The 13901-nt window shown below is 32.4% G+C and carries 14 protein-coding genes; 12 read left to right on the top strand and 2 right to left on the bottom strand.

Translation table 11 applies throughout. The features are described 5' to 3' along the window. Positions 1-128: 128 nt before the first annotated feature. Positions 129-1721, bottom strand: coding sequence for an ATP-binding protein (locus ACJ2A9_RS11790; protein ID WP_441421847.1), 1593 nt, complete (start codon positions 1719-1721; stop codon positions 129-131). Between the two features lie 222 nt (positions 1722-1943). Here ACJ2A9_RS11790 and ACJ2A9_RS11785 point away from each other — a divergent pair, with 222 nt between their 5' ends. From ACJ2A9_RS11785 to ACJ2A9_RS11775, 3 genes are all read left to right on the top strand, one after another. Further along, positions 1944-3068, top strand: a complete 1125-nt coding sequence (locus ACJ2A9_RS11785) for a hypothetical protein (protein ID WP_441421846.1) — start codon at positions 1944-1946, stop codon at positions 3066-3068. Between the two features lie 257 nt (positions 3069-3325). Then, positions 3326-3847 (top strand): AbrB family transcriptional regulator, encoded by a 522-nt coding sequence (locus tag ACJ2A9_RS11780; protein ID WP_441421845.1) that lies wholly within the window; start codon positions 3326-3328, stop codon positions 3845-3847. Next, positions 3844-4329 carry an AbrB family transcriptional regulator gene (locus ACJ2A9_RS11775; protein ID WP_441421844.1) on the top strand — a complete coding sequence of 162 codons (486 nt, stop codon included), beginning with the start codon at positions 3844-3846 and terminating at the stop codon, positions 4327-4329. Before ACJ2A9_RS11780 ends, ACJ2A9_RS11775 begins: the two co-directional genes overlap by 4 nt. Positions 4330-4355: 26 nt before the next feature. Here the strand turns inward: ACJ2A9_RS11775 and ACJ2A9_RS11770 are convergent, their stop codons facing one another. Beyond that, positions 4356-5069 carry a response regulator gene (locus ACJ2A9_RS11770; protein WP_441421843.1) on the bottom strand — a complete coding sequence of 238 codons (714 nt, stop codon included), beginning with the start codon at positions 5067-5069 and terminating at the stop codon, positions 4356-4358. A 438-nt stretch (positions 5070-5507) separates the two neighbouring features. Here ACJ2A9_RS11770 and ACJ2A9_RS11765 point away from each other — a divergent pair, with 438 nt between their 5' ends. The 9 genes from ACJ2A9_RS11765 (at position 5508) to ACJ2A9_RS11725 (ending at position 13900) form a co-directional block, all read left to right on the top strand. Beyond that, complete coding sequence (locus ACJ2A9_RS11765) at positions 5508-6386, top strand: LysR family transcriptional regulator (protein WP_441421842.1); 879 nt, start codon at positions 5508-5510, stop codon at positions 6384-6386. Between the two features lie 35 nt (positions 6387-6421). Further along, positions 6422-7537 carry a hypothetical protein gene (locus ACJ2A9_RS11760; protein WP_441421841.1) on the top strand — a complete coding sequence of 372 codons (1116 nt, stop codon included), beginning with the start codon at positions 6422-6424 and terminating at the stop codon, positions 7535-7537. Positions 7538-7574: 37 nt separating this feature from the next. After that, positions 7575-9083, top strand: a complete 1509-nt coding sequence (locus tag ACJ2A9_RS11755) for a tripartite tricarboxylate transporter permease (RefSeq protein ID WP_441421840.1) — start codon at positions 7575-7577, stop codon at positions 9081-9083. Next, positions 9080-9520 (top strand): tripartite tricarboxylate transporter TctB family protein, encoded by a 441-nt coding sequence (locus ACJ2A9_RS11750; protein WP_441421839.1) that lies wholly within the window; start codon positions 9080-9082, stop codon positions 9518-9520. The genes ACJ2A9_RS11755 and ACJ2A9_RS11750 overlap by 4 nt, the downstream gene beginning before the upstream one ends. 19 nt (positions 9521-9539) lie before the next feature. Continuing rightward, a complete protein-coding gene (locus ACJ2A9_RS11745) occupies positions 9540-10766 on the top strand; it encodes a 2-methylaconitate cis-trans isomerase PrpF family protein (RefSeq protein WP_441421838.1) in 1227 nt (408 codons plus the stop codon). Positions 10767-10843: 77 nt separating this feature from the next. After that, positions 10844-11785, top strand: a complete 942-nt coding sequence (locus tag ACJ2A9_RS11740; RefSeq protein ID WP_441421837.1) for a D-2-hydroxyacid dehydrogenase family protein — start codon at positions 10844-10846, stop codon at positions 11783-11785. A gap of 246 nt (positions 11786-12031) precedes the next feature. Next, on the top strand, positions 12032-12688 hold the full coding sequence (locus tag ACJ2A9_RS11735; RefSeq protein WP_441421836.1) for a copper resistance CopC family protein: 657 nt from the start codon (positions 12032-12034) through the stop codon (positions 12686-12688). 33 nt (positions 12689-12721) lie between these two features. Further along, positions 12722-13630, top strand: coding sequence for a copper resistance D family protein (locus ACJ2A9_RS11730; RefSeq protein ID WP_441421835.1), 909 nt, complete (start codon positions 12722-12724; stop codon positions 13628-13630). 72 nt (positions 13631-13702) lie between these two features. After that, positions 13703-13900, top strand: coding sequence for a DUF5370 family protein (locus ACJ2A9_RS11725; protein ID WP_441421834.1), 198 nt, complete (start codon positions 13703-13705; stop codon positions 13898-13900). The last annotated feature ends 1 nt before the right edge of the window (position 13901 follow it).

Genomic DNA, 13901 nt, shown 5'->3' with positions numbered 1-13901 from the left:
GTTAAAGTACATTCCAAATGGGATGTGCTTTTTTGCTTTGTATCTATTTAGGACATAGAATATTAGATTACATTAGTGAAAAATAAACTCGACCTTAAATATCATCAAAGTCGAGTTTAATATTATATTTAATTTTTATTACTTTGTTTTGGTATGGAGACAGTTATACTTGCTCCCCCCATAGAATTCTTGCTAATAAAAAGTTGACCATTTAAAGCAGCAAGAGTATTTTTAACAATTGATAGGCCAATACCGTTATTACTTGAAGTTTTCGTAGTATATCCTTCCTTAAAAATCATCATTTCTTCTTTTTCAGAAATCCCTTTACCATTGTCTTCAATATCAAAAATAATGTCAGGTCCTAGATCTGTAAAAGACACAAATACTTTTCCTTTGTCACCATTCTTATTAAAAGCAGCTTCTAATGCATTATCAATTAAATTACTTATAATTGTCATTACATCTTGTTCATTTAAACTATCTGGAAAAACATTTAATTCACTATTCTCGTCAATAATTAATGAAACTTTTAATTCAGAAGCTCGATTCTTCTTCCCTAGTAAGCAAGCAGCAATTAAGGGATTTTTAACAGAATGCATTAAAAAATTTGTGAATTCTTGCCTTTGCTCAACTTCTTGAGAAATAAGTTCTAATGCCTGTTCTGTTTTATTTAATTTGAATAAGCCATATATAGTATTTAATTTGTTTTGAAATTCGTGATTTTGTGCTCGCATATTATCTGTAAATGACTTAATTTTTGAAACCTCATTAATTAATTGTTTTAGCTCTGAAAATGGATGAAAAATAAATACTACTCCTTTTAACTCTTCTTCTTCGTAAATAGGCGAACTGTTCATTATAAAAACATGATTATCAATGATTACTTTTTTATTATTCTCAAACAAAGAATTAGATTTAATAATGTCAATGGTTTCGAGAATATATGGTAAATTTAGGTTAGCACCTTTCTTAATCTCTTTAAAGTAAATCATTTCTCGAGCTGTTTTATTAATTGAAACAATCTGTCCCTTTGTATTAACAGCTATTAATGGATCACTTATCGATTCTAATATTGCTTCTTTTTCCTTAAAGAGATAAGAAATTTCTTCTGGTTCTAAGCCGAAGATCATATTTTTAACACTTTTGGAAATGAGATATGCTCCAAAGAGTCCGAGTGAAAAAATAATTAAGAAATAAAATAAGATTGAACTATTAAACTTGTTAATTTGAGCTTTGAGGTCATCATAATAAAATCCAACCGTGGCAACACCAATGATTTCTCGGTTTCGATCATAAATAGGGGTTTGGGCAATTGTAGCAGAACCATCATATCCAACCCCTTGAAACATAACTGAAGCTTCATCTTGAATAACTTCATCCATATTAAATCCTATTTTAGTGCCAATTTGGCTTGGTGTATGGTGTGAATATTGTATATTCTCTAAATTCGTAACAATTATGTAGCTAGCACCAGTTGTTTTTCTAGTATTTTCAGCTATAGGCTGGATATACATATGAGGTTGGTCCTTATAAAAAGCAGCGATTATTTCCGGGTCATTTGCAATTAATTTTGCAACAATCATTGCACTGTCTCCATAATGTTCATTTACAGCAGTGTTAAACCTCTCATCTATTATAATTTTAGCTAGTGTCAAACTTAACCCAATTAGGATTGTAACAAGAAGTACTATTTTCCAGAGAAGACTTATTCGTTTTAACATTTTACAAACACTCCAAAAGAAATTAATATTTAATATAGTAATAGAATTATTGATGAAAATTAAAGATTTCTTAAGTAAATTAAGTATATGATATTTTAGTTTTATTACTTTTATTTTATTATTGTAGCAAATAAATTTTAAAAGGTATGTAATATTGAAAAAATAAACTATGATTACAATTTAAGTTATCTGAAATGGTCGTTGTAAAGGAGGGTATATAAAATGATGAAGAAGATCTTAAATAGGGTGTGGCTTTCTGGGATATTATTAATGATCGTTACTGTTGTTTTAATAGCTTGTAATGATCAACAACCTATTAGTAATATGGATGTCCCAAATAAGGACTCTATCTATGAAGACAAAGAAATTGAGATTATTGTACCGTTTGAAGCTGGAGGCGGAACGGATCTATTTGCAAGATTTATGGCTCACTCCTTAAGCGAAAATCTAACTGGGAATCCTTCAATACAGGTCTTGAATATTGAAGGTGATAACACCATTATTGGTACAAATGAATTTATATATATGAGTGAACCAAATGGCTATAGGCTCTTTGCATCTAGTGCTTCTGTTCACACTCCTTATCTATTAGGACAAAGGGCTGTTAAATATGATTTAAGAGATCTTGAACCTATAATAGGTGTCCCAACAGGTGGGGTTGTTTATGTTTCCCCGAAAACAGGGGTAACAAAACCAACTGATTTATTAAATCCTGAAGAACCTCTAATATTTACGGGAATAAGTGCTACTGGACTAGATCTAGTTACACTATTATCATTTGAAGTACTTGGTATAGATGTACTAACATCTTTTGATATTCATGGAAGGAAGTCCTCAAGTGTATTATTTGAGCAAGGTAGTAGTACGATAGATTTTCAAACAACTTTCTCATATTTAACCCATATTGCACCACTTGTAGAAAAACAAAAAGCAATTCCACTGTTTTCTTTTGGTCAAATAAATGAACAAGGTAAATTAATAAGGGATCCCATATTTAATGACCTACCAACATTAGAAGAAGTTTATATTGAGATTTATGGTGAAAGTCCTTCAGGAGAAGCCTGGGAAGCTTATAAAGCTTTTGTTAACTCATCTTATACTATTCAAAAATTAATTTGGACACATAGTGATGCACCTGATGCAGCGGTAGAAGCACTACATGAGGCAGCTGAAAGAGCCGTTAATGACTCTTATTTTTATGATCAAGGACAAGATGTACTATTGAATTATGAACCATATACAGGGCAAGAACTTAAAGTCATGATTGATAATGCTTTTAATACATCACCTGAGATACTAAATTGGGTTCGTGAATTACTAAATGAAAAATATGGTATAAAAAATTGATAATCTTATGCAAACTCATCATTAACAACTTTCCTTTCTAAGATGTAATAAATAAATTCCACTTATCTGATGCTAGTAGCAAAAATCGGGGATCTCTCATTGGGCTTCCCGATTTTTGCTACTGGTAAAACCACTTTTTTCTCTCCTATAAAAAATTTTTATTAACTTCAATAAATATCCATTATTTTATAAATCTGTGAAATTGTATTAAATTCATAATAGATATTGTTTTACTCTTAGGAGTTGATTTATAAAAAATGATTAATTTTACTTTATTCCTGATTTTTTCCACGATTGGAGGAATAGTGGGCTCTAAATTAAAGCTGCCACTTGGTTATATGATTGGGGCAATGGTTTTTGTTGGATTTTTTAACTCTATTAGAGATTTGACGTTTGGTGGTTTAAGTGAAGTTTTATTTCTTTTACAAATTTTACTAGGGGCTATGCTAGGAGCAACTTTTATTGACTTTAAAAAAGATTATATTAGACAAGTTGGGATTACGGTATCCCTTATTTTTTTTGGTATTGCGCTAATCATTATCATTATTTCAGCAATATTAGTATTTATATTTAATTTTAATTTAACAGTTGCTATATTAAGTTCAGCTCCTGGTGCTATTTATGAAATGGCGATGATTGCTGATGCTCTTGGTGTAGAAGCCCCTGTTGTCGTTTTGGCTCATTTTACAAGAATATTAATTATTATGTCATTGTTTTCATTACTGATGAAATTTCTTTATAGGAAAAGTACAAATAAAGGAGATCAAAAAATATCATGAAATCTTGGGTTTTACTACTAGTGTTATCAATCATAGGTGGGTTAATTGGGGCTTGGTCTGGTGTTCCAGTAGGAGGTCTGTTAGGAGCCTTGTTATTCGTATCAATTGCTCAATTATTTACTGCTAAGTTACCTAAATTTCCGGCAAAAGGAAAAAGGATAATCCAAATATTACTTGGTGGTAACATAGGTTTATCCTTTTCCAGTGATTCTTTAACTATTATTCAGGACGTGTGGTTTTCAATGTTAATTATCCCGGTTATCCAATTAGCTATTGGTCTCTTAATTGGCTTCATCTTAATACGCTTTCTAAAGTTTAATTATGCAACTGCATTATGCAGTGCAGTGCCGTCAGGAATAAGTGAAATAACATTTATAGCAGAGACCTATAATGCAAATATCCCTTTTGTTATTACAATTCATATTTTAAGAGTATTCTTTATCGTATTTGTCATCCCTTTTGCTGTTATGTTGTTTTTATAACAAAGGTTACTAGTTTAATATTATTTTCAAGTTCCTTTTTTATAACTATATTTCCTTTCAGGTCTGCCAACTGCACCATGATTAATAGATATTTCTACTATACCTAGAGAAGCTAAATATTCCAAATATCGTCTAGCGGTAGAATGGCTAACCCCAACAATATCAGCAAAGTCATTTGCATTAATACTATTGTTTAAAGTTAAAAGTTTCTCTTTAATACGGATAAGTGTTAATTTATCAATTCCTTTTGGTAAATTAACTTCATTTTTATTTATTTGTGTAGTCGTATTTTCAGATGATAAAAAAAGAGAATCAACATCAGCTTGCTTGAAAACTTCACTCTTATTTAATGTACGGGTAGTTTCCTCATATTTAGTTAATGTACCTAAAAATTTATTCATCATTACAGGTTTAATAATATAGCTAAATGCTCCGCCTCGTATAGCTTCTTTTACTGTTTCAACTTCATTTGAAGCAGTAACTAAAATGATATCAATATCGCGATATAGGTTTCTTATTTTCCATAGTAGATCAACACCATTTATGTCTGGTAAATAAATATCAAGGAGAATAAGTTGGGGTTTATATCGATGAAGTATATTTATTGCTTGCTCCCCATTATTTGAAATATATGTTACTTTAAAAGATTTCAATTTACTGATGAATTCAGAATATATACCAGCTGCTAGTTCATCATCCTCTATAATCATGACTTCAATAGGCAAGGTTTTCTCTTTCATATTATTTTCAACTCCTACGTTAACGATTTCTTTGATTATTACTTTCTATCTTATATATCTTTTAGTTGTTAAACCGCTTTCAATTATTTGAAAAAAATAATACTTATTAATAATTTTACTTAATTTCCTTTACAAATGGAAGAAGTTATTTGAATATAAAGTTTTTTCTTACTTTAAATTAAAAGCTAAGAAGGGGCCTTTAAAATCATTACCATATATTGTAAATATTGAAATAATAAAAAAAACTATAAAAACAGAAAAAATAGAAAGAATGTTATAAATATTTAAACGATTATTGTTTGCGAGTATGATTTAGTCAGAAGAATTGATTGCGTTTTCATATAATCATGAAAACAACTGTATCTATAGCAATTAACTTTGGAGGTGGTAGTTTCTCTTGATAATGTAATTGGTTTTATCATTTTACGGAGGCTTACTATGGACGAACAAGACTGGATATTATTAATAACACTTCAAGAAGAAAAAAACATTACTCGTACAGCCCAAAAACTATATATAACACAACCTGCGATAACGTACCGTTTAAAACATCTTGAAGAACAGTTTAGGGTAAAACTTGTCTTACGTACCGCAAAAGGTGTTGAATTCACATCAGAAGGTGAGTACCTATTAAACTATGTAAAAGATAAGTTATCTGAGTTACAACATATTAAAGATAATATTTTAAACCTAAGTAATGAGGTAAGTGGTTCGTTACGTTTGGGTGTTTCTAGTAACTTTGCATTGTATCACTTACCAAATCTGCTGAAGGTGTTTTTAGAAAAATATCCTGAAGTTAAGGTGAATGTTAAAACTGGTTGGAGTTCCAAAATAATGCAACTAAAGGAGAATAAAGAAGTACAATTAGGGATTGTTCGCGGAGAGCATAATTGGCATGATCATAAGTTAATGATTGATGAAGAAAAGTTATGTATTATCTCCAAGACTCCATTAAAAGTTAATATGTTGCCACATCTACCAAGGATTAATTATAAAACAGATATTTCTTTGAAAAATAATATTGATTCTTGGTGGCGTGAGAGATTTAAGGATCCTCCACTCGTATCAATGACTGTAGACAGAATCGAAACATGTAAGGAAATGGTGCGATGTGGCTTAGGATATGCTATTATCCCAAGAATTGTATTAGGTAGTTCAGAGAATCTTTATACGATTGATATCAATGAAGAAGAAACATTTAGGAAGACCTGGTTAATTTATGATGAGAATGTACTTGAATTATCAACTGCAAACGCTTTTGTAAATTTTATAAAAGAACACCCTAATTCTAACAAAAATAAAAAGAATGCTATATAGTAACTCTACTTACAAAAAGATTTTGGAGGTTAATTATGAAAAAACTTAACATCTTTTTAATAATAATGATAGCGCTATCAACAGTACTAGCTGCTTGTAATAGTAGTAATAGATCATCAGGTGATGCATCAGATTTAACAAAAGATAACTTTTATGAAAATAAAGGATTAGAAATAGTCGTTCCATTCGGAGCAGGTGGGGGTACCGACTTATTTGCTAGATTTATGGCGCCATATATTGGTGAAAACTTGTCTGGTAGCCCGTCAGTCCAAGTAATTAATGTTCCAGGTGGTCAAACAATAGTAGGTACAAATGAATTTGCATATATGAGAGAGCACAATGGCTATAATTTACTTCAATCTAGTGCATCTGTTCATACTCCATATTTACTTGGAGAAAGTGCGGTTAAATATGATTTGAAAGATTTTGAACCGATTATTGGAGCTCCAACTGGTGCTGTAGTATACATTTCCCCAGATACTGGTGTAACCAAGCCAGCAGACTTAGGAAACCTTGATGAGAAGCTAGTTTTTGCAGGAATTAGTGCGATTGGACTTGATTTAGTAACATTACTTTCTTTTGAGGTTCTTGGATTAGATGTACAAGCAATACTTGGTTATGAAGGAAGAGGACCAGCACGTGTAGCATTTGAGCAAGGAGAAGCGAATATCGATTTTCAAACGACTTCAGCTTATCTACAGAATATTGAGCCATTAATTGATAGCGGAGTAGCTGTACCTCTTTATTCATTAGGACAAATTAATGAACATGGGGATCTGGTACGAGATCCAGTCTTTCCGGATCTACCAACATTAGAGGAAGTATATGTTGAAATTTATGGTGAAGAGCCATCAGGCGATGCATGGGAAGCTTACAAAGCATTTGTAAACGCTTCGTATACAGTTCAAAAAGTAATTTGGACACACAATGATGCACCAGTAGAAGCAATTGAGGCTCTACGAGAATCTGCAGAAAAAATTGCGAATGATCCAGAATTTTTAGAAGCAAGCAAAGAGATTCTTGAAAATTATCAACCTTATACTGGTCAGGAATTAAAGGGTATGATTGAAAATATTTTAAACACACGTTCAGAAGTTTTAGATTGGGTCCGTGACTTACTAGAACAAAAATATGATGTAACTATCAATTAAATCAGCTAGATGAGTAACTTCATTTGTTAAGGGGGTAATGTTTTTGTTCGATGTAGCATTAGAGGCACTTGGTATGGTTTTAGATCCTACTAGAATTGGCTTTATGCTTCTTGGAATTTCACTTGGAATTTTAGTAGGTTTATTACCTGGGCTAAGTGGGACTGTAGGAATGTCGCTTTTATTACCGTTTATATTTGGGATGGATCCATTTACTGGAATGGCATTGTTGATAGGGATGGTAGCTGTTATTCATACTTCTGATACATTTCCTTCTATATTACTTGGGATACCGGGTTCTTCCGGTTCCCAAGCAACCATTATGGATGGTTATCCATTGGCGAAGCAAGGTCAGGCAACGAGAGCATTAGGTGCAGCTTTTTTCTGTTCCATGATCGGTGGAATTATTGGGGGAATTGTATTATTTATTACGATTCCTATTGCACGACCAATTATATTAACTTTTAGTTCCCCAGAGTTATTTATGCTCTCATTATTGGGGCTAAGTATGGTTGGTTTATTATCTGGTAAATCTCCGATGAAAGGAATTATTTCTGGTTTACTTGGATTAGCAGTTGGTTCAATTGGGAGTGCACCAGCAGTAGCTGAATACCGTTTTACTTTTGATTTTCTATATTTATCAAATGGGATTCCATTAGCGGTTGTTGCACTAGGTTTGTTTGCTTTTCCTGTCATGATTGAAATGTTATCTACTAACAGTGCAGTTTCAAAAAATAGCAAAATTGAAGGCGGAGCCATAAGTGGCATATTTACAGGAATCAAGGATGCTTTAAAAAATAAGTTTTTAGTAGTAAGAAGTTCAGTTTTTGGTGCAATAATTGGCTTTATTCCAGGTTTAGGTGGTAGTGTAGTCGATTGGTTAAGTTATGGTGCTGCACAAAAAACTGTAAAAAATAATAAATTTGGTCAGGGTGATATTAGAGGAGTTATAGCACCGGAAAGTGCTAACAATGCAAAAGAAGGTGGAGCACTCATTCCTACATTAATGTTTGGTATCCCAGGTAGTGGGACGACCGCGATTTTATTAGGTGGCTTAACGCTAATGGGGCTACAGGCTGGACCGACTATGCTTACTACTGGTTTGCCAGTAACTTTATCAGTTATATGGACACTTGTTATCGCTAATATATTTGGAGTCATTCTTTGTTTGTTGTTAATAAAACCAATCTCACGTATTAGTACTATACAAGCCAACAGACTTGTACCATTTCTGTTTATAATTTTGCTAATTGGCTCTTTTCAAAGTACACGTTCTTGGGGTGACATTATCTTCTTTGTTTTAATTGGGTTACTTGGTCTTGTCATGCATTCTCTTGATTGGCCTAAACCGCCATTTTTAATTGGTTTTGTCCTTTCTTTATCTGCGGAGCGTTATTTATGGATTTCAATGGATAGGTACGAACTAACATGGTTAACAAAACCTGTTGTTATAGTAATCGGTGTAATTATTATTGCTTTCCTATTCGGAGGTTATTTTATGAAACGTATTAGTGAAAGATATGAGAAAAGTAAGGATGTTGGTATATGAGTAAATTAGCAGGTTCTACTTTATTTTCTTTTTGTTTATTTTTACTATTTGGTGCCCTTGCATTGGAAGCTATGACTTTTTCAAGGCTTGCTAAATTTTTTCCATTGTATATTACCGTCGCAGGTGCAATATTATGCTTGATCTACACAATTATTCTGCTTAGAACACTAGTGAAAAAAGAAGGTTTACCAGAAGAATTAAAAAAATTACAGTTTACAAAGCCTTTAAAATATCTTAGTTGGCTATTGGGATATGTAGTTTTGGTTTATATAGTTGGCTTTTTGGTAGCAACTGGTTTATTTTTAGCAGCTTTTCTTTATTTGGAGTCTAAATTTAGTGTTGTTAAAACTGCAATTTCAATATCTATCGTTCTTGTCTGTTTGATCTTATTTAGTGATGTAATGAATTTATATTGGCCAAAAAGTTTACTTGGATAATAGTTTGGAGGTTTTAAAGATGAGAGAATACGAAAGAATTAGTGCAACAATTATGCGTGGTGGGACAAGTAAAGGAATCTATATTCTAGAAAACGAATTACCGAAAGATCCAGTTGTAAGAGACAATGTCATATTATCAATTTATGGAAGCCCAGATACTCGTCAAATTGATGGATTAGGCGGTGCAAATCCATTAACGAGCAAATTTGCAATGGTACGAATATCAGATAGGGAAGATGCTGATATTGATTATACATTTGGACAAGTTAGTATTACTGATCATTTTATTGATTATAGTGTCAACTGTGGAAATATTATATCGGGTGTTGGTCCGTTTGCTATAAATAACGGTCTTGTAAAGGTGGAAGAACCGATTACGAAGGTTCGAATATATAACACCAATACAAAAAAAATAATTCAAGCAGAAGTACCGGTATTAAATGGAAAAGCCAAAACTGACGGTGATTTTCAAATTAATGGAGTGCCTGGAACAGGTGCAAAAATACTATTAAATTTTCTTAATGCAGATGGCGCACGTACAGGAAAGCTGCTTCCGACTGGGAATGTAAAGGATACACTAACATTATCAACAGGTAAGACATTTGAAGTCAGTATTATTGATGTGGCTAATTTATGTGTATTTGTTAGAGCTTCGGATATTGGTTTAATTGGAACTGAACTGCCACATGAACTACCTAATCATGCTGCTAATTTAATAGAAGAAATTAGATCAGTAGCTGCTTACAAACTTGGGTTTGTCAATTCAGTAAGTGAGGCATCAACACTGTCACCTGCTAGTCCAAAAATTATGTTTGTTGGGGAAAAAAATGATTATTTCACAATAAATGGTTCAAAGATTACAAAAAGTGATGTTAACTTTTTAAGTCGTGCAATTGCAATGGAAGTTATGCATCAAGCTTATCCAGTAACAGGAGGAATTTGTACAGCTGTTGCATCATTACTTAAGGGAACGATCGTTAATGAAATTTATAGAAATTCTAGTGAAAATAGTTTTAATGAGGGTAATATTTCAAAGGATGTAAAAATAGGGCATCCATCAGGTGCGATTGAGTTGGCTATAGAAATCGAATATTTAAATGGTCAACCTATACTAAAGCGTGCAGCTGTACCAAGAACAGCAAGAACAATTATGGAAGGGTTTGTTTTTGTTCCGAGCGACATTTATTGGGCCAAGCAAGAAACTGAAAGTCAAGAAAAAAACTATAGTTTCTCTAAAACTGTTTAGTTGTATTTAGCATAATGGTTTGATTCTAAGTATACAAAAATACGCATTAATTTAAGGTGGATTTTTAGGAGGATGAAATGAAGGTAGTTCTCTTAGATGATTGGGAATATAGTTCATTAAATAGTCAATCTATTACCAAATTAAAACAATATCATAGTGTTGTAGCATATCATGATAGACCAACAGAAGAGGAGCTTATTGAGAGAATACGTGATGCTGAGATTATTATACCAATAAGGGAAAGAACAAAATTCCCAAAAAAAATACTAGAATCAATGGAGAAAATTAGACTTATTGCTCAAACTGGATCTGGTGTAGCCCATATTGGTATGAATGCTGCGAAAGAATTAGGAATTAATGTTGTAAGAACTACAGGTGGCTCTATGGCAGTAGTTGAATTAATCATAGGATACATTTTATGTTTTTCTAGACAGTTATTTGAGTTTAATAGAGAAGTTAAGCAAGGGTTATGGAGAGATACATTTGGTAAAGGTTTACAGAATAAGACTATTGGAATTATTGGATTAGGGAAAATTGGTTCAAGGGTAGCAACTATTGCAAAAGCCTTTGGAATGAATGTTCTTGCTTGGGGACCAAGACTTACAAAAGAAAGAGCCAATGAACAGGATGTGACGTTCTCGTCATTAGAACATTTACTTCAACAATCGGATTATATTACTGTTAACGTTAGGCGTGTTCCAGAAACTATCAATTTAATAACTTCAGAGCATTTTGGTTTAATGAAAAAGGGAGCGTTTTTTATTAATACGTCAAGAGGTGATATTGTTGAGGAAAATGCATTAATAGAAGCGCTTGAAAAAAAACAGATAGCGGGTGCTGGTTTAGATGTATTTATTAACGAACCTATTCAAAAAGATCACCCTTTGACAAGAATGAACAATGTAATATTAACTCCTCATGTTGGATGGAAAACTGATAACACGATTGAATCGTTCTTTTCCGAGTCGGTCGAAAATATTCTAACAAATCATATGAATAATAAAAACGGTGTAATATAAAAATTAGTAACTTGAATATGACAATTGAAATGTAAGAAGTATAATTGAATGTTGCCAGGAAGCTAAAGTACATTCCAAATGGGGTGTGCTTTTTTTTTTGTCTTTTTGCGATTTGTCATTTGAAAATAGCCCCATCGAGTCATATAAGTTTTACTAGGATAACTGTATAATATGAAATTGTATATACAATAAATATGTGATAGCTTATAGGTTTTATAAGTTATATAGGTGTAGGAGGAAAAATGAATGATTAAGAGGTTAACAACAATATTTACTATTATATTGCTTTTTTCAAGTTTTTTAAGTATTAACTTGACAGTTAGTGCTCACTCGAATGCTACTGATTTTTCCCCAAAAGAGAATGAGGTCCTACAGGAGTCGCCTGAGTTAATTGAGCTACAATTCTCTGCAGGGATAGAGCATGATTTTAGTTTGATCTATTTAATGAAAGAAACGGGAGAGTTTGTTAACGTTGAGTTAAGTAATAAAGATAAGAATGATTTAATTGCTGAATTTGCTGAACTAGATGAAGGAGTTTATCACGTTTATTATCGTATCCTTTCAGAGGACACTCATATTGTAGACGGAGCTTATCGATTTGCTGTTCGTACTGAGCTTACTTCAGCTGATGAAGCTGTCTTTTTATCATTTGATGAGGTTGTTGAGAAAGCAAAAGTGTATCAACAAGAGCAGGAAGATGCTTTATTAGAACAAGAAGTTATTGAAAACGAAGAACAGCAAGTGGAAACCGATCATGAAAATAATATGGAGGATGTCGCAGAGGAAGAGACAGTGACTGAGGCAACTGAAGAAAGGGGTTTTGCAAATAGTTGGATACTCTTTGGATTAATTGGTTTTGGTGTACTATTAGCTGCGGTTATATTGTTTAGAAAAAAGAAGTAACTATATTACATTTTCAATTGTAAGGTGATAGTATTGTCTTTTACTGTACTAAGAATTATAGAATTATTGATCGTCATTTATTTGAGCGGATTTTTGTTTTTAAGGTGGTTTGTTTGGAACGAGGATGGTTATGTTCCAAAGCGTGTACTTTTTTTCAGGGGAAAATTTAATGAGTTTAGGATAACTCTAATTGGTTTTATTTTAATGACACTAACAAGTGCGATTCACTTTTATCTATATGTAGATGAGATTAGTTATGGATTTATGGTAATGGAGCCAGTTGAAGCCTTTTGGAAAATCGGAACGTCTACATTATTTGGCGTAATTAGTTGGTTGCGACCAATTTTGGTCGGATTGTTATTAATCTTAGTCATATTTTTGAGAAATAGGAGGCTACTAAAAAGTTTTATTATTCTATTGCTAGTGCTAAGTTTCTCTTACAGCGGTCATGCATATTATTATGAAATGATATCAGTCCATTTTGTTCACCTATTGATCGTAATGTTTTGGTTTATTTCGTTAACTCAACTAGCAATATCGTCATTGTTGCTCGATCGTAATGAATGCATGCGGTGGTATTATGATCAGGTAAAGGCTTTTTCCACATTAGCAGGTTTTCTTATTATTTTATTGACGATTTCTGGTGTACTTCTTGCTATGGTCTATATTCAATCTATTGATCAGCTTTTTGCAACTTTTTGGGGACAAGCAATGATTTTGAAAACAGGTCTGTTTTTCGTAGCCCTTATATTTGCTGCTGGAAACCGGTTTTATTTGTTAAAAAAATTTAAGTTGCATTTAGATGAAGGTCGCCCTTTTAATCCTCATAGTTTATATTGGAGTATTAGAGCTGAATGGGTGGTTGTACTCGTTATTATCATTGTAGCCGGAATCATTTCGACATCGTCTCCTCCAACAGATATTCCACATTACCATCATTAACAGTAATCTATGCATAAATGAGTTATTCCTACAGAATAATAAATAACAGCATAAATGATAGGGGTTGGTTCTGTGGGGGCAATTGAACGAAATGGGTATGTTTTTGAAGTAGAATATAGTGTTATTAATAGCAATGGTGCTTTACAGGTATATCGAGACGGAGATTTTGTTGAGGAAATTACGTTTGATTTTCAAGGTGATCGGCCGTCTTCACAACAAATAGAAGATTTGGTTGATGGTTACTTTCAAAAAGATGAATTTTACTTTTAGT

The organism is Anaerobacillus sp. MEB173 (genome assembly GCF_052119505.1).
Classification (GTDB): domain Bacteria; phylum Bacillota; class Bacilli; order Bacillales; family JBJMAU01; genus JBJMAU01.
The sequence above is the reverse complement of the archived record's forward strand: the minus strand, read 5'-3'. Positions and strand labels throughout refer to the sequence as shown.